The organism is Paenibacillus sp. HJGM_3 (assembly GCF_045062745.1).
GTDB lineage: Bacteria > Bacillota > Bacilli > Paenibacillales > NBRC-103111 > Paenibacillus_AA.
Genome location: NZ_JBJGED010000006.1, coordinates 121,576 through 137,176, shown reverse-complemented (window position 1 = coordinate 137,176; position 15,601 = coordinate 121,576). Strand labels below are relative to the sequence as shown.

At 57.4% G+C, this 15,601-nt stretch carries 16 protein-coding genes; 9 read left to right on the top strand and 7 right to left on the bottom strand.

All coding sequences use genetic code 11. The features are described 5' to 3' along the window. Positions 1-127 precede the first annotated feature (127 nt). Positions 128-763, top strand: a complete 636-nt coding sequence (locus ACI5FR_RS09130; RefSeq protein ID WP_405453358.1) for a TetR/AcrR family transcriptional regulator — start codon at positions 128-130, stop codon at positions 761-763. A gap of 2 nt (positions 764-765) precedes the next feature. Next, on the top strand, positions 766-1,485 hold the full coding sequence (locus ACI5FR_RS09125) for an MBL fold metallo-hydrolase (RefSeq protein WP_405453355.1): 720 nt from the start codon (positions 766-768) through the stop codon (positions 1,483-1,485). Positions 1,486-1,601: 116 nt separating this feature from the next. On the opposite strand, the gene ACI5FR_RS09120 is transcribed toward ACI5FR_RS09125, so the two are convergent. Both ACI5FR_RS09120 and ACI5FR_RS09115 read right to left on the bottom strand, forming a co-directional pair. Further along, entirely contained in the window at positions 1,602-2,087 is a 486-nt protein-coding gene (locus ACI5FR_RS09120) for a GAF domain-containing protein (protein ID WP_405453352.1), read from the bottom strand. Positions 2,088-2,276: 189 nt separating this feature from the next. After that, positions 2,277-3,143, bottom strand: a complete 867-nt coding sequence (locus tag ACI5FR_RS09115; RefSeq protein WP_405453350.1) for a helix-turn-helix transcriptional regulator — start codon at positions 3,141-3,143, stop codon at positions 2,277-2,279. A gap of 85 nt (positions 3,144-3,228) precedes the next feature. Between ACI5FR_RS09115 and ACI5FR_RS09110 the strand changes: the two genes are divergently transcribed. After that, the gene (locus tag ACI5FR_RS09110; RefSeq protein ID WP_405453347.1) at positions 3,229-5,118 is read left to right on the top strand and encodes a beta-N-acetylhexosaminidase; all 1,890 of its coding nucleotides are present in this window, start codon (positions 3,229-3,231) and stop codon (positions 5,116-5,118) included. 132 nt (positions 5,119-5,250) lie between these two features. Continuing rightward, a complete protein-coding gene (locus ACI5FR_RS09105; RefSeq protein ID WP_405453344.1) occupies positions 5,251-6,534 on the top strand; it encodes an MFS transporter in 1,284 nt (427 codons plus the stop codon). 1 nt (position 6,535) lies between these two features. Here ACI5FR_RS09105 and ACI5FR_RS09100 read toward each other — a convergent pair whose 3' ends face one another. Next, positions 6,536-7,423: an AraC family transcriptional regulator gene (locus tag ACI5FR_RS09100; protein ID WP_405453341.1), complete on the bottom strand. Its 888-nt coding sequence runs from the start codon at positions 7,421-7,423 to the stop codon at positions 6,536-6,538. A 498-nt stretch (positions 7,424-7,921) separates the two neighbouring features. On the opposite strand from ACI5FR_RS09100, the gene ACI5FR_RS09095 reads away from it, so the two are divergent. Continuing rightward, positions 7,922-9,232, top strand: coding sequence for an ABC transporter substrate-binding protein (locus ACI5FR_RS09095; RefSeq protein WP_405453338.1), 1,311 nt, complete (start codon positions 7,922-7,924; stop codon positions 9,230-9,232). 137 nt (positions 9,233-9,369) lie between these two features. Further along, entirely contained in the window at positions 9,370-10,257 is an 888-nt protein-coding gene (locus ACI5FR_RS09090) for a MetQ/NlpA family ABC transporter substrate-binding protein (protein ID WP_405453336.1), read from the top strand. Positions 10,258-10,304: 47 nt separating this feature from the next. Here ACI5FR_RS09090 and ACI5FR_RS09085 read toward each other — a convergent pair whose 3' ends face one another. From ACI5FR_RS09085 to ACI5FR_RS09075, 3 genes are read right to left on the bottom strand one after another with little or no spacing between them, the layout of a single operon-like run. After that, positions 10,305-10,760, bottom strand: a complete 456-nt coding sequence (locus ACI5FR_RS09085) for a pentapeptide repeat-containing protein (RefSeq protein WP_405453333.1) — start codon at positions 10,758-10,760, stop codon at positions 10,305-10,307. A gap of 26 nt (positions 10,761-10,786) precedes the next feature. Next, positions 10,787-11,788, bottom strand: a complete 1,002-nt coding sequence (locus ACI5FR_RS09080) for a hypothetical protein (RefSeq protein ID WP_405453331.1) — start codon at positions 11,786-11,788, stop codon at positions 10,787-10,789. Positions 11,789-11,830: 42 nt separating this feature from the next. Continuing rightward, positions 11,831-12,616, bottom strand: coding sequence for an RNA polymerase sigma factor (locus ACI5FR_RS09075; RefSeq protein WP_405453328.1), 786 nt, complete (start codon positions 12,614-12,616; stop codon positions 11,831-11,833). 163 nt (positions 12,617-12,779) lie between these two features. Between ACI5FR_RS09075 and ACI5FR_RS09070 the strand changes: the two genes are divergently transcribed. Then, positions 12,780-13,496, top strand: coding sequence for a class I SAM-dependent methyltransferase (locus ACI5FR_RS09070; RefSeq protein WP_405453325.1), 717 nt, complete (start codon positions 12,780-12,782; stop codon positions 13,494-13,496). Positions 13,497-13,523: 27 nt separating this feature from the next. Here ACI5FR_RS09070 and ACI5FR_RS09065 read toward each other — a convergent pair whose 3' ends face one another. Next, entirely contained in the window at positions 13,524-14,420 is an 897-nt protein-coding gene (locus ACI5FR_RS09065) for an RCC1 domain-containing protein (protein WP_405453322.1), read from the bottom strand. 213 nt (positions 14,421-14,633) lie between these two features. Here ACI5FR_RS09065 and ACI5FR_RS09060 point away from each other — a divergent pair, with 213 nt between their 5' ends. Together ACI5FR_RS09060 and ACI5FR_RS09055 are read left to right on the top strand one after the other, a co-directional pair. Next, the gene (locus ACI5FR_RS09060; protein WP_405453320.1) at positions 14,634-15,275 is read left to right on the top strand and encodes an SRPBCC family protein; all 642 of its coding nucleotides are present in this window, start codon (positions 14,634-14,636) and stop codon (positions 15,273-15,275) included. Continuing rightward, positions 15,272-15,601: an ArsR/SmtB family transcription factor gene (locus ACI5FR_RS09055; protein WP_405453317.1), complete on the top strand. Its 330-nt coding sequence runs from the start codon at positions 15,272-15,274 to the stop codon at positions 15,599-15,601. The genes ACI5FR_RS09060 and ACI5FR_RS09055 overlap by 4 nt, the downstream gene beginning before the upstream one ends.

The following is a 15,601-nucleotide window of genomic DNA, read 5'->3' as shown; positions in this document are numbered from 1 at the left end:
AGGAAAGAACCGCCCGGGAGGGGACTCTCCGGCGGTTCTTTGCTGTTGACAGATTCAGCAATGCGAGTTATATTATAACCAGTGGTTAGTAACCGATGGTTATGAACGAAAAGCGAGGAATGACATTATGCCAACGAAACAAGAAATCCGTTCCGAGGAAACGAAGCGAAGCATCCTGCAGGCGGCCGGGCAGCTGTTCAGCACACGCGGCTACGACTCCGTCACGATGCGCGAGATTGCCAAGGCTGCAGGATGCTCCCATACGACGATCTACATTTACTTCAAGGACAAGGAGGCGCTCCTCCATCAGCTATCCATGGGACCGCTCGCGGAACTGAAGGAGCAGTTGACGGCGATCTTGAACGAACCCGGACCGGTCCCGGAGGAGAAGCTGACTCGCATCAGCGAAGAGATGATCCGGTTCTACCTGGCGAACCGAAGCATGTACGAGATTTTCTTCACGGTCCGCTCTGTGCGCGTGGATGAACCGAATCCGGCGACGGAGCTGAACCGGATGCGCAATTCTTTGTTCGCGCTGCTGCAGCAGGCGGTGGAGATGTGCTTGCCCGTCCCGCACACCGCGGAGCAGGTGCTCGCCTATAGCCGCATTTACTTCTATACTTTGCAGGGCATTATGGCCACGTACGCCAATTCGGAGGAATCCGGCGAACAATTGATGGAGCGGCTAGGCTCGACGTTCCGGGAAGCGATCGAAGTGCTGTTAATCGGATTCACCCACAAACTCACCCATGGAGGGAATTGACGATGAAGATCACCCAAATCTCGAACAACGTGTGGAGCCTGAAAATCTGGATGCTGATTCCGGTAACGGTCTGGATCGTGAAGGAAGAGGACGGCTTGACCCTCGTGGATGCCGGGATTCCGAACATGGCGAAGGGCATCCTAAACTTCATCGCTGGCCTGAACGCAGGTCCGCTGCGGCGTATCGCGCTCACCCATGGGCATTCCGACCACGTCGGAGCGATCGCGCGCCTTCGTGAAGCGTATCCGGATGTCGCCGTTCTCGTACATCGAATCGAAATTCCTTATATGGAAGGTGCAGAGCCTTATCCCCGTCGCAAAAAAGCGGCGGCCAGCGTTACACCAGGCGTGGCACAGCCTTTGGCCGAACAGCTTCCTGAGGGAGCAGATGGACGTAAGAGCGGAAGCCTCAGCCGGATCGGATCGCTGCAGCCCTACTGGACGCCAGGTCACTCGCCGGGTCACGTTGCCTATTACCACGTGGAGGATCGCGTGCTGATGGCCGGGGACTTGTTCACCGCGAAGAAAGGGAAGCTGCGCCAACCGATGAAGATGTTCACGGCCGACATGGAGGAAGCGGTCCGCAGCAGCGTCATCGTCGAGCAACTGCGGCCCGAGCGGCTGGAAGTGTGCCATGGTACCCCGGTCCTTCATCCGGCGGAGCAGATTCCGGCGTACTTAGGTGCCGCGCGTGGCGGCGGGAAAAGCACGCAGGTATATTGAATACGTGGAGTACGCGAAACGCGAACATAAACCAGGCCCCACTCAACGCACCGGTTGGGTAGGGCCTGGTTTATGTTGGTCCGGACAATAATTGGAACAGACAGGGCCCCGGTTGGTTACAGCGCCGTCACCAACTGCTGGACGAACTTCTCCAAGTACACGCGGTCGGTCTCGTCGAACCGGCCTTTGCGCGGGCTGTCGATGTCCAGCACCCCGAGCACGCGCCCGTCCCGCAGCAGGGGCACGACAATCTCCGATGCCGAAGCGGCGTCACAGGCGATGTGGCCCGGGAACGCATGCACATCCTCGACGACGACCGTCTCCTTGCGTGCCGCGGCCGTGCCGCATACGCCCCGGCCCAGCGGGATGCGCACGCAGGCCGGCAGTCCCTGGAACGGGCCGAGCACGAGCTCGCCGCCCTCCTCCAGCAAGTAGAAGCCGACCCAGTTGATGTCGCTCAGGAATTGCCCGAGCAGGGCCGAAGCGTTGGCCAAGTTGGCGATCCGGTTCGGCTCGTCATGGATCAGCGCAGCCAGCTGTCGGATGACGAGCTCATATTGTTCAGGGCGGTCGCCCTCGTAATTAACGGCGTGAAAGGTCATGGTAGTGAAACTCCTTTGTTAGGTTACAGCGATCTTAGCGCGTTCTATGGCGGGAGTCAACTTGGCGCATGGCGTAACTTCCCCTGACGCGACTATATAGTGCAAACGGTTGGATACCGAGTTCATTCCCAGCGGCGCACGGTTTAATTAGTATAGTAAATAAAGAGGCACTGACCTAACCCAGCCCCACTAGGACTTGCTGCGAAAAGATTGAGCCGAGCACTGTGTGTACTTCTTAAACAAACGCGAGAAATAGGCGACATCGCTGTAACCCAGACTGTGGGCGATTTCTTTGATTTGCAGGTTTGTGTGCTTCAGCAGTTTTTTCGCTTCGGACACCTTCAGCCGGTTCACATAATCGTTAAGCGGGAACCCCGTGTTCTGGAGGACAATTCTTCGCAAGGTCGAGCGGCTGATATGGTTGCGCTCCCAGATGTCCTGCTCGTTCCAGGGCGCGTACAAGCTGCCTGCGATATCCTCCAGCACTTGGAGGACGAGCTCGTGCTTTTGCTTCGAGAGCGCGGTCTTGAAGCTGGCGTGAGTCTGGGAGAATTCATAGACGAGCGATTCCAGCAGCAGGGCCGCCCGGTCGCAGTTGCTTGGAATGCCGCTCTCCATGTAGGTGCCGATGGCCTCCAGCTTGCTGATCCAGAGCGGGTCGAGCCCGACGTGCATGACGGAATCGTCCCGGGACAGAATGCCGCTGTCGAACCATTCCTGGGCGCGGCTGCCTTCGAAGATGACATAGTACTCGTCCCAGTCCTCGTCGGGGTACGGGCCGAACCGGTAGCGCTCGCCCGGCCATTCCCAGAACAGGCTGCCGGCCTCCAGCGCTTGGACCGGTCCTTCGCCCGCCTGGAACATGCCGCGGCCTCGAGAAATATATGTGAAAGCCATATGATTGCCGTACGTTGATTCCACCTTATAGGTTCGGCCCGGCAGACGCCCGTATTGGGCCACGCATAGGCTGTTCACCTTCAGCTTGGACCGGTCCACCTTGAGATCGGTAATCTGGATGGGGAGGGGACTGATCTTGTAGTCGAAGTAAGTGGCCAAGGCGAATGCGCCTCCAGTCTTGGGAATGACCTCATTGTATAGCACAACCGACGGGGAAGTAAAACGATTCAGAGGAGGAAATCTTATGCGTATTCATTTGATCGGGGAATTGGAAGGCTTGCAGGCGGGCTTGGCCGCACTGGCCCCGCAGATCGGGGTGGAGCTGGCGGACGACGGGCTGCCCGTTACCGTCGCCCAATCGGAGGGGAGCGAGCTGGAAGTCAGCTTCGGCGGGGGCCGGGGATCGATCCGGTACGACCGGCGCATCCATTTTTTTCGGGCGCTCGGCCTGCTCGTAGAAGCGCTGCGCGAGCAGCGAGACGCGTTCCAACTGTCAGAGAAGCCGCAGTTCACGATGAACGGCCCGATGTACGACGTGTCCCAGGGCGGCGCGGTGATCAAGCCGGAGAGCGTGAAGAAGCTGCTGCGCCTCCAGGCGCTCATGGGCATGGACATGATCATGCTGTACACGGAGGACAGCTATGACGTCGCACCGCAGCCATATTTCGGTTACATGCGGGGGCGCTATACGCAGGAAGAGATCCGGGAGCTCGACGACTACGCCGATATGTTCGGCATCGAGATGATCCCGTGTATCCAGACGCTCAGCCATCTGGAGGATGTGCTGAAGTGGAACGCGTTCGCGGACATCCGCGACGACCGGGAGACGATGCTCGTGGGCTATGAGCGCACATATGAGTTCGTCGAGCAAATGATTGTCGCCGCGATGGCGCCGGTCCGAACGAAGCGGATCCATATCGGGATGGACGAGGCGTGGAAGCTGGGACTGGGCGAATATTTGGTCAAAAACGGCTTGCGCTCGAAGTTCGATATCATGAACGATCACCTGCGCCGCGTCCTGCAGATTACCGAGAAGCACGGCCTCATCCCGATGATGTGGAGCGACATGTACTTCCGGTCGGGGTCCAAGACGGGAGCATACTACGACAAAGAATGCGTCATTCCGGACGAAGTCATCGCCGACATGCCGAAGGGCGTGCAGCAGGTATACTGGGACTACTATCATTACGACGAAGCGTTCTATACCGATTGGATCAACCGGCATAAGAAGTTCGGCCATACGCCCGTGTTCGCCGGCGGCATCTGGAACTGGCGCGGGTTCGTGCTGAACTACGGGGCGACGTTCGCCTCCACGAACGCGGCGCTGACCGTGTGCAAGCGCGAGGGCGTCACCGACATCATCGCGACGCTATGGGGCGATGACGGCACGGAGTGCGACTGGTTCGTGGCGCTGCTCGGCCTGCAGCTATTCGCCGAGCACGGCTATGCAGACACACTCGACGAGGCGAAGCTGCGCAAGCGGTTCCGGTTCTGCACCGGAGGCGAGTACGACGACTTCATGGCGATCAAGGACGTGGACGAGGTGCCGGGGCTGTCGCCGGGCAACCGGGAGACGTACAATCCGTCCCGCTCGGCGCTCTGGCAGAACGTGATGATGGGCCTCTTCGACGCCAACATCCGCGGCTACGGCCTGGGCGAGCACTACGCGAAGCTCGAGCGCGACATGGCCGTGTATGCCGGCCGGAACGGCGAGTTCGGCTTCGTATTCGAGCTGTACCGCCGGCTGTGCGCGGTGCTGGCGATGAAGGCGGAGCAGGGCCTGCGCATCACGGACGCGTATCGGGCCGGCGACAAGGCCGAGCTGCGGCGCATCGCCGAGGTCGAGCTGCCTGAGTTGACGCGCCGCGTGCAGCAGCTGCACGCGTACCACCGCCAATGCTGGCACCAGACGAACAAGGCGTTCGGCTGGGACATCATGGACCTGCGCTACGGCGGTCTGCTGATGAGCCTGAATACGGCCGTGGCGCGACTCCTCGACTATGCGGACGGAACGGTGGAGTCGCTCGAGGAGCTGGAGGAGGCGCGGCTGCCGTTTCAGGGCAAGGAAGGCATCGCGGACTGCTACTTCTACCAGTTCATGCCGACGGCGAGCCGGATCGCGCGGATCTCCTAAGATTTTGCCGGGGCAGCAGGTAAAGACAGCTCGAGCGCGTATATTACTAGTAGCCCTGCATGAGTAGGGTGGCCACGCAGTTGATGGCTGCGCCCCGCATGCGAATATGAGCCGAAATGGTAGGTCCTACAGATGGAACTGTCGCCCGACAGACCCCAAGAGCAGTTGCCGCACATGCCGCGTTCGGGGAAGAGCGAGACCGAGCGGGCATTGCGCAACGGACATTATGAGGCGGTCAGCACAACGATTTTCGCGAATTTGCTCGTCGGTCCTTACCTGACGGGCTATTTGCTGTACCTGGGCGCGAGCGCGGGCCAGGTCGGGTTCATCACCGCGCTGCCGCTTCTGATGAATGCGGCGATCGTTATGATCTCAGCTTTTCTAATGGAGAAGTTCACGAACCGGTATCGCATCGCCATGGTCGCGCTGCTGTTCCATCGGGGCCTGCTGTGCGCCTGCGGGCTAATCCCGTTCCTCGTGCCGAGCGATTGGCAGGTAACGGCGTTCACCGTCTTGTTCGTGGTGCTCTGCCTCTGCGGATCGATCTCTTCGGCTCCGTTCACGACCCTGTTCGCCGATATGGTGCCGCCCGACCGTCGGGCCCGTTATTTCGGCATGCGCTTCACGCTCACGGGGGTAGCCGCTTCGGTGACGCTGCTGGCGGCAGGGTCCGGGCTCGACCGGGTGTCGCAAGCGAGGGGCTTCGCCTGGTTGTTTATTTTGGGAACCGTTGCAGCCGTAATTAACATGTTCTACCTGTTCCGCTACCCGAACATTCCCTATAAGCCGACAGGCAGCGGACTATCCTTGCAAGTGCTGGTGAGGCCGTTCCGAGACCGGGGCTTTATCCGATCCATCCTGTTCGTGTCGTTCTGGATCATGGCGCAGGGCAGCACCATCTCGCTCTTCAGCTATGTCATGCTGGATATCATGAAAATCAACTACGAGTGGGTCGGCATCTCGAATACGCTGCTCGCCATCGTGTCCATCGCAGCCTACGCGGTCTGGGGCAAGCTGAATACGAAGTGGAGCAACCGCCAATTGCTGTTGTGGGTGTTCCCGCTCAATGCCGTCTCCGTCATACTGTGGGGACTTCAGGTCGCGCTGCCTGTGAACGCTATGCTGCTCGTTGTCTACACGTTCCTCGGCATCAGTATGGCCGGGTTCGGGCTGCTCGTGTTCAACTTCGTCATGAGCGATACGCCGGAGAAGGACCGGCCGATGTACTATGCGGTGTATGCGTCGATGACGGGGCTGTTCGGATTCCTCGGGCCGTTCCTCGGCGGGCAGTTGTTCCAGGTCATGAAAGCTTGGCCGAAGTGGTTCCAGGCGTACGGCTTTTTCGTGAGCACGGGCTTGGTGATGCTGCTCGCGTCGCTGACGCTGTCGTTTCGAATCTTCGGCGAGAAAAAGTAATTTATTCCAGACGGCCCGCGGAGTTGCGAAACTCCCGGGCCGTCTGTCCTTTGACGTGCCGGAATACCCGGGCGAATGTGCGGAAGGAATCAAAGCCGGCCGCCACGGCGACGTCCGTGATGGACATGTTGGTATGGATGAGCATGGCGGAAGCGCTCGCAATCCGCAGTTCATGCAGGTATTCGAGGAAGCCCTTTCCTGTATGTTCCTTGAAAGACCGGCTGATATGCTGAACGCTATACTCGAATTGGCGAGAGAGCTCCTCGAGAGAGAGCGGGTCCGAACAATGAGTATGTACGTACTGAACCATTTCCCAAAATTTCGACTTCACTTCCCGTTCTGATTGTGTGGGAACCGAGGAGGCTTCGGCAGAGGCGCGAATGTACCAGAGAACCGTTTCGCGCAATTTCAGGCTGATCATCTCTTCTCGTACGGGGGAGTCCGGCATGCTGTATTCATGAAGCAAATGTTCGAAAGTAACTTTCATCCGTTCCTCTTGGTAGCCATGCAGGTCGAGAAAGGAAGGCAGTGTTTTACCTATGCTGAACAACAAGCGGGACATTTCCGGATTCCACATGGTGAGGTGCAGGAGAGCCATATCGAACATGCAGCGATACTTGCGGACCGGATGAAGGGGATCGTTGTGCATGATATGAATCTGATGAGGGAGAACGAACGAAATTGTGCCCGGGCGGAGGCGATGTCCGATGCCGTTAATAAACTCCGATCCTCCCCCTTCCACAAAAAACGATAATTCGGCGTAATCGTGGTGATGCAATTTGGAATAAGACATAGTCCGGATGTCCGCATAAAACCGCTTGCGACTTCCGGAAGTCGTCTTCAGCCCCCGAATATGGTCTTGGTACTCCGGGTACGTGATACGGTTCAATTTGATCCTGCCTCCTCGCGTTACGGTTGACAATCCCAAATTACGAACAGCTTTTGGTCGAGGCCTTTCCGAGGGAGTGCGTTTGCTTTAGGTGGCAAAACTCACTAATAAGCTTAGTCCCCTAACAAGTTTGACTTGTTTGAACCGAAGGGAGTTGCATAGTTAACCAAACTTATGTTATTCGTAAAGTCGACTTTACTAATAACGTAGGTTTGCCTTACAATTTGGCGGAAATCGCTAACATGGCGCGAAATTAGTCAAGATCCCCTGCTTATTTGTAAACTTAGCTTAACAACGAGCTAGTACGTTGCTCCACAATCTGATAAATTCTAATGTTCACGTGAGCTTCACTCAAAAATTCTGAGGTTATTATCAAAAAATGGCAGTTGTAGTATGAAATTATGACAGTTGTTTAAGTTGTATTCAACCTATCCTTAATTTATTATGCAAGCGGTTCCATTATTGGGGACGCATAATAAATGAAAGTAGGTGGAATTAATGAGGGTCAGAAAAGCTGTAGCGTGGATCTTGCTGCTCACAACCGTGATTGTGATCGCAGCAGGCTGTTCCTCCCAACCGGGGGAGGCAACGGGAAGCCCGACTCCGCCACCGGCGGTGGCGAAGAAAGAAGTGAAGCCGATTGAGCTGCATCTGTACAGTTCAAGCGGGCAAAACGACGAATGGTTCGAAACCACATACGGCAAATACCTGAAGGAAAAATTCCCGCATATCACATTTAAAGTGCACTTCCCGTCCGTATCCAGCTTGAAGGACTATGTCGCGACCCGAGAACCGCTCGATATCGTATTCGGGGCGTATTCCAATTTTTATTCCAGTATTCGTGTACTGGACCTGCAAAACGATATCAGCGATCTAATCAAAAAAGACGGATACAACCTGGAACGATTCGAACCCACGGTCATCGATTTGCAAAGACAAATGGCCGGAGGCGGCATCTATGGCCTTCCCGCCTTCATCGGCACGTCCGGCTTATACTATAACAAGGATCTGTTCGACAAATTCGCGGTCCCTTATCCTAGAGAGGGGATAACTTGGGATGAGGTGTACGATCTCGCCGTCAAATTAACCCGAAAGGACGGCGGAGTGCAGTATTACGGCTTTGCCAACGATAATTTGAATTACATACAAGCGAATCAGCTGTCACTCGATCTTGTGGATCCCAAAACGTTCAAAGCAAGCTTCGATACGGATGCCTGGAAGCGGGTGGTGCAAACCCTCACCAAATTCATGACCATTCCGGGTGTCGATGTGGCTCAGGCCACTCCCGCCAATTTCAACACCAAAGGGATTGTCGCAATGGCTACGAATTATACCGGCTGCTGTGGATTCACGCCGGGCGCGGCCGTATCGAACTGGGGCGTTGTCCGAATTCCGGAGTTCCCTGACTATCCTAATATAGGTCCGCAGGTATTCCCGAACTATTGGTTCATGAGCTCGACGAGCCAGCACCGCGAAGAGGCGTTCGAGGTAATGAAATATATCGCTTCCGAGGATTTTCAGGCTTCCATGAATGCCAGAGGGTTGGCTACTGCGCTGAAGGATCGGACTATGTTCGAGAAGTACGGACAGGAATTGCCCTTGTACAAGGGCCGGAATATGTCGGTCTTGTTCCCGAAACAATTCGCGAAAATGTCCAATATTACCGAGTACCAATCCATTGCGGCCAGCAAATTGAATGCGGCGCTCACGAAAATCGCCAAGGATGGGCAGGACATCAACACCGCATTGCGGGAAGCGGCAGAGGCAACGGATAAAGAAATCGAGACGGCAAGATCGGCGAAAAAATAAATTGACGGAGAAAAGAGGAGCTGATAGTATAAAACTCATAATTCCTATAGAATCACTATGATATGTTGATCGGACGACCGAAGACACATCCCCTGCTGCGGGTGTGTCTTTTTTGCTGTTAAAGGGAGAGAGAGAGAATGATGAGGGTAGCATACCTGGGCATGGCCATTCTGCTGATGGTGCTCACGACCGGCTGCGCCGGCCAAGGCGAACGCTCGGCGCCGATCAGTCAGACGGTGTCGGCCGCGGCTCCGCCGGAGACGGAGACGATCAAGCTCGTCCTGATGAGCGGCGCGTTCCAGTCGCAGCTGGCCGCCTTGTTGAGGGAGGAGCTGGAGGAGGAGGGCTATGCGCTCGCCGCGTACTTCGCGGAGGATATTCTCGAGCCGAATAAGCTGGTGGACGAGGGCAAGGCGGACGCGAACTTTTTTCAGCACGAGGCGTACTTCAACCAGTTCGTCTCCGATCATAACCTGAAGCAGCTCGTGCGTGGCTTCTATGTGGTGTCGCTGCCCGGGGGGCTGTACTCCAGGGCCTACCCGTCGCTCGCACAGCTGCCGGATGGAGCGACCGTCTCCATTCCGGTCGATGCCACGAACAATGGCCGGGCGCTCTTGCTGCTGCAGAAGGCGGGGCTGCTCCAGCTGAAGCCGGGCGTGGAAGTATCGCAGCTTGGCCTGAAGGACATCGTCTCGAACCCGCGCGGGTTCAAGTTCAAGGAAGTGACGCAGCCGTCGCTGCCGCAAACACTCGAGCAGTCCGACGCTGGCTTCCTGTTCGCCGGCTCGGCGGTGCAGCTCGGTTACGAGCTGCAGCGCGACGCGCTGGCGCTGGAAGCCGACGCGGAGCTGCCGTATAAGAGCATCGTGGCTGTACGCCGAGACTTGGCCGGCTCGCCGAAGATTCGGGCGCTGCAGCGGGCGTTCGCGAGCGAGGCGGTGAAAGCTTTGTACAAGCTGCATTATGACGACGCGGTGCAGTTTTTGGATGAGCGCGGCGGGGTGGACAAGAGGAAAAATCCCTGATGCGTGATGCATACAGGGATTTTTCCGGCGGTCGAGGCCTAACTCGGTTATGAACCGGATTTATACTGCGCTAGCAGCTCTTCGAGGAGAATTCCGTCAATCTGCAGGCCCTCAATATTACAGCCGGTCAGTTCGACATTCGAGAGATTGCAGCCTTCAAAACGAGCCGTACTTAGATCACTGTTCTTAAACATAACCGGCTCGACATTCACCCATCCGTCGGTGCCGGGCTCCTCCGTGAGCTCGCTCTGCACGGCCGGGGGGCGGATGATGTTCTCGAATATCGTTCCTCCCATCTGAATGTAGTTGACATGCACATTAGAGAAATAAATATGCTCCCATCGGGAGTTCACAAAGTTGGCGTGGGCAAACGAAGTGGATCGCAGGTCAATTGCATGAAATTCCGCCCCGGTCAACGAAGTCATATGGAGCTTTTCATTCCGCAAATCCTGCAGCTCGAACCCTTTCTTCGCATCGATCACCTTTTTGTCCGTTAACGGCATGGCAAACATCCTCCATCAATAAACAGTTAGTGAATCCACTGCTCGGACCAATACGCCTTCATGAAGCCGAGCAAACGCTCCAGCACGTCGACCCCGAGGATCTCGGCGTCTCGAGCCGTCTTCAGCAGGTCGACCGCGCGTGCGGCTGTATCCGGATCCTCCGGCTGTCCGCCCTGCGGGAACGGGAACAGCTCCCGCAGCTCCACGAGCGCCGCCGCGGTCCGCTCATAATGGGCGGCCGCTTCGGCCGCGAACTTGCGCACCGTGCGTTCGACGACATTCGTTCCGTTCCAGCGGACGACCAGCTCGCGCAGGAACTGAGCCGCGAACTCGCGGGCGTCGCTGACGACGGCCGTGTTGTAGGCGTTGCCGAACGGGTCGGCTCCCCGGCGCTCCATGCAGGCGATCCAGGCGTCATAGCCCTTCAGGCCGATCATGTACTTGCCTTCGAACACATGCTGCCACTCGCGCCCCCGGGCATGGTCGACGATCATGTCCAGCGCCATGCGGAGCGTTTCGTACTTGGAGTGGGGCAGGCTCTCGCTGATTGTCGTCACCCACAGCATTCCGCGCTTCTCCACGAAATCGGTGTACGAGATCGTGCCTTCCTTGGACACATCCTTCGCGTGGAACAGCTGCTTCTCGTCATCGTAGCCGTAGATCAGCCCGAACTCCGGCATGAACAGATCGAATGTAATGGCCGGGGTGCCCCGATCCACCGCTTGCTGGATAAGGGCCAACACCTTCTCCACTTTGTCCGGCGTGAACGGCTTCTCCGCATCCGACAAGTTGCTGATGAACCCGAGATTGCAAAGATTTCTGCGGAACAAGTACCCGCCCGGGAACATGGTTGGGCCCGCGACGTCAATATGATCCGGGTCGATGTTGATGCGGAAGGCATGCCCGGTAATCCCCATAACGTCCACTAAGGAATAATGATTTTTATCGGTGTAGGCGATCGCGCCATGGATCGCTTGGGCGGCGGTGGTCCACGTCTTGGTCCAATTTTTGCTGGTCGTCTCGCTCATGGGAGCCTCCTAAAGATATGGTAGGGAGGGATGGAAACGGCGTTACAACTGCGGCGGCGGCAAAATGTGGACCCGACGCAAGCCCAGATCCGCGCGACGCTGCACGTAGAGGCGGATCGAGACGCGGATGCGCTCTCGCTGCACCTTGCTGCGGGAGCGGGACAGCACGTTGTACACATTGGCCGTCGACGTCTCGAAGATAGCCGCGATCTCGGCCGGAGACAGCTCCCCGAAGAAGTGGGCCTCGAAGATTTGTCGTTCCCGCTTGCCCAGGCAATGCAGAAGCGCGCGCAGTCCGTCCATCAGCTCGCGCCGAAGCAGGCTGCTCGCCGGGTCGTGGCTGTTCTCCGCAGCGGCCTGGGCCGACCGCGACAGCCGAAACAGGATGTGATCGATGTTGCTCCAATCCATGGCGGGGACGTCTCCCCTGGATCCTTCCTCGGCATCCGCGCTAGCGGAACGGAAGCCGGAGAACGGACGCTCCTTCCCGAAGGGGCCCCCTCGGCGGAGCTTCATATACGCCTGGTTGCGGATGATCCGCTGCAGCCACGGCAAGAAACGGCCGGTGTCGACCAACGTGCCGAGATGGAGAAACGCCCGAATGAGCGCGTCCTGCACGACGTCCTCGGCCATATGTTCATCGCGCGTAATGTGGTTCGCCCACCCGAACGCCTGCGCGCGGTGCTTCCGGACGAGCTCGCTGAAGGCTTCCTGGTCGCCGCCGCGTGCTCGCTCGACGAGTTCGCGGTCATCCGTCTCGGCCGAACCCGTCTGCAGGGCCCGCAGCACCTCCAGTTCCGCCGTCCGTTCACTCTGCATGCTGATCATGTCGCCACATCCTCCCTCTACCCTATCGATGCCGGAATCTATGCGAATCTATCAGGAGCAATCGAATTTTTTTAGGAACCGCTTCCCTTCTCCTAAGTTTGATAGGATATACTGATGAAATGCAAGCATTATTCCTACTGCCGATAGGGAGGGGCTGTCACGAATGGAACCCAGAATTGCACAGATCCGTCAAGCTGAACGTCTGTATCATGAGCAATGCTACGACCAGTACAAGCTATTCGAATCGGGCTCCTGGCTGCATCGTCCAGTGAAGACGGTCATGGACACGTTGGCACGGTTCGAGGGAGCGGAGGGACTGCAGGTGCTCGACCTGGGCTGCGGCGTGGGGCGGAACAGCATTCCGATCGCGCAAGCGGTGCAGGCTCGGGGCGGCCGCGTCGTCTGCGTAGATCTGCTCCAGGCGGCGCTCGACAAATTGCAAGCCTACAGTGAGCCGCTCGGGGTGAGCGCTTGCATTGAACCTCGCCTTTCCGATATCGGAACCTTCGGCATCGCGGAGCGTGAGTACGACTTCATCGTCGCCGTCTCGTCGTTGGAGCATGTAGAGTCGGAGCGTGTGCTGGGGGAGGTGCTGCACCGCATGGCGGACGGGACGCGGGACGGAGGCATCAATTGCCTCATCATGGGGACGCAGATTCGGGAAGTCGACGTAGCCTCAGACGCCTCGCGGGACCCGATGATCGAGGTGAACTTGCCGACGGAACGGGCGGAGCAAGCGCTGGCCGAGGCGTTCGCCGGGTGGGAAGTGCTGCTGCACACGGTGAGGCCGCTTCAGTTCGACATCGAACGGGAGGGGCGGGACGTGAGTCTGAGCTGCGATTGCCTCACGTATGTGGTTAGGCGGAGTGCTGAGACATAATTGGACGTTTGATGTAAACATTGAAAACTAATTTCCGGGCAGTTGGATGCCGCGCCAGCTGCTTACTTCGCATTGGCCATATTCATGATCACCCACAGCAACCACCGTGCCGTCCGATTTTAGGCCAAGAGTATGAGCGCAACCCGCCGCAATCGCCACAATATCGCGCCAGCCGCTTACATGGCATTGACCATGCTCATTCCAACCCACAGCCGCCACAGTACCGTCCGATTTCAGGCCGATGGTATGAGAACTGCCTGCCGCTATCGCCACAATACCGCGCCAGCCGCTTACATCGCATTGGCCATGCTTATTCCAACCCACAGCCGTAACTGTGCCGTCCGATTTAAGCCCAACGGTATGAAGGTAACCCGCGGCCGCCGCCACAATGTCGCGCCAGCCGCTTACATTGCATTGGCTATACCGATTATTACCCACAGCCGTCACCGTGCCGTCCGATTTCAGCCCAACGGTATGCCAGTCACCGGCCGTTACCGCCACCATATCATGCCACCCGCTTACATGGCATTCCCCTTCATTATTTCGGCCCACAGCAACCACCGTGCCATCCGATTTAAGCCCAATGGTACGACACCAACCCGCTGCAACCGCTACAATATCGCGCCAGTCGTTTACATTGCATTGGTTATGCTTATTCCAACCGACAGCCGCCACCGTGCCGTCCGACTTAAGCCCGATTGTGTGAGCATTACCCGTGTTTGTCGCCATATGAACATTACCGGCTGCAACCGCCACAATGTCGCGCCAGCCGCTTACCTCACATTGGCCATATTTATTATCGCCCACAGCCGTCACCGTGCCGTCCGATTTAAGCCCAACGGTATGACGACGACCCGCGGCTATGGGATCTTTAGGCCACCGTTTCACCTTTAGCACCGCTTCTTTCGGCGTAATGTAATCCATGTCTTACCTCCATCACTGATGATGCTTTTTCGAAAACGGCTCACCGGGACTAATTCGTTGAAATTTCGATCCGTGCTTCACGATTTCCTCTTTCTCTCAACAAAAATAGGCTGTTCCTTGACAGAACTATAAATACAAGCTATCTTTATATAAGTACAAACTTGTATAAGCATAAACTTGTATAAGGAAAAATGCCGATCGAGGTGAGTGATTATGTTCAATTTAGAATCTTGTTTCGGAGCTGTAACCCGCACGGTGTCGGAGCTCGAGCGAGAGGGAAAGCCAGCTCGGAGCGTTACGCTCGAGCGCTCTTACGACACTACGCCGGAAGATCTTTGGGATGCGATGACCGATCCGGAGCGGTTGGTCCGCTGGTTTGCGCCGGTCAGCGGTGAATTAAAGCTCGGGGGTCGGTATCAAATCGAGAATAACGCCGGCGGCGTAATTACCGAATGTGAGCCGCCGCAATATTTCTCCGTGACCTGGGAATTCGGAGGCGGCATGAGCTGGGTCGAGCTGCGCTTAACCGCCGAAGGGGATGACCGGTCCCGCCTGAAGTTGTCTCACATTTGCCCGATTGACGACCACTGGAAAAAGTTTGGGCCGGGTGCGGTCGGTGTCGGCTGGGATCTAGCCTTGGTTGGGTTGGAGTTCCACCTTTCGGCGGGTGATACGGACCGTATAGATGAAAACGCCTTTAGCGCCTCCAGCGAAGGGAAATCTTTTATGGCCGACTGCAGCGAGGACTGGCGGCGTGCGGCTGTAGCAGCCGGTGAGAATCCGGCCCAGGCCGAGGCCGCAGCGAAGCTGACCACGGCCTTCTACACGGGAAGCGGGTCGCAGGGGGCCGAATGAACGCCTTCGATGTTCTCGGCGACCCGGTACGGCGCCGCATCTTGGAGTTGCTCGCCGAGGGCGAGCGACGCTCCGGCGATATTGTCGAGGTGATCCATAATGAGTTCGGCATTACCCAAGCGGCCGTTTCGCAGCATCTTCGGGTTCTGCGGGACAGCGGTTTCGCCAGCGTAAAGGTCGATGAGCAGCGCCGCATCTATTCGCTGAACGCCCAGCCGATGCAGGAGGTCGACGTTTGGCTCGATCGGTTTCGCTCCTTCTGGGAACCGAAGCTCAGCGCGCTCGAGACCGAGATCGCGAGGGGCAAAAAGATGCGGAAACGTTGA

Coding starts and splice junctions, on each gene's coding strand:
- ACI5FR_RS09075 (WP_405453328.1), bottom strand. CDS start 12,616: ATGATCAGCATGCAGAGTGAACGGACGGCGGAACTGGAGGTGCTGCGG.
- ACI5FR_RS09085 (WP_405453333.1), bottom strand. CDS start 10,760: ATGCCGTTAACGGACAAAAAGGTGATCGATGCGAAGAAAGGGTTCGAG.
- ACI5FR_RS09065 (WP_405453322.1), bottom strand. CDS start 14,420: ATGGATTACATTACGCCGAAAGAAGCGGTGCTAAAGGTGAAACGGTGG.
- ACI5FR_RS09090 (WP_405453336.1), top strand. CDS start 9,370: ATGATGAGGGTAGCATACCTGGGCATGGCCATTCTGCTGATGGTGCTC.
- ACI5FR_RS09095 (WP_405453338.1), top strand. CDS start 7,922: ATGAGGGTCAGAAAAGCTGTAGCGTGGATCTTGCTGCTCACAACCGTG.
- ACI5FR_RS09080 (WP_405453331.1), bottom strand. CDS start 11,788: ATGAGCGAGACGACCAGCAAAAATTGGACCAAGACGTGGACCACCGCC.
- ACI5FR_RS09105 (WP_405453344.1), top strand. CDS start 5,251: ATGGAACTGTCGCCCGACAGACCCCAAGAGCAGTTGCCGCACATGCCG.
- ACI5FR_RS09055 (WP_405453317.1), top strand. CDS start 15,272: ATGAACGCCTTCGATGTTCTCGGCGACCCGGTACGGCGCCGCATCTTG.
- ACI5FR_RS09130 (WP_405453358.1), top strand. CDS start 128: ATGCCAACGAAACAAGAAATCCGTTCCGAGGAAACGAAGCGAAGCATC.
- ACI5FR_RS09110 (WP_405453347.1), top strand. CDS start 3,229: ATGCGTATTCATTTGATCGGGGAATTGGAAGGCTTGCAGGCGGGCTTG.
- ACI5FR_RS09125 (WP_405453355.1), top strand. CDS start 766: ATGAAGATCACCCAAATCTCGAACAACGTGTGGAGCCTGAAAATCTGG.
- ACI5FR_RS09060 (WP_405453320.1), top strand. CDS start 14,634: ATGTTCAATTTAGAATCTTGTTTCGGAGCTGTAACCCGCACGGTGTCG.
- ACI5FR_RS09120 (WP_405453352.1), bottom strand. CDS start 2,087: ATGACCTTTCACGCCGTTAATTACGAGGGCGACCGCCCTGAACAATAT.
- ACI5FR_RS09070 (WP_405453325.1), top strand. CDS start 12,780: ATGGAACCCAGAATTGCACAGATCCGTCAAGCTGAACGTCTGTATCAT.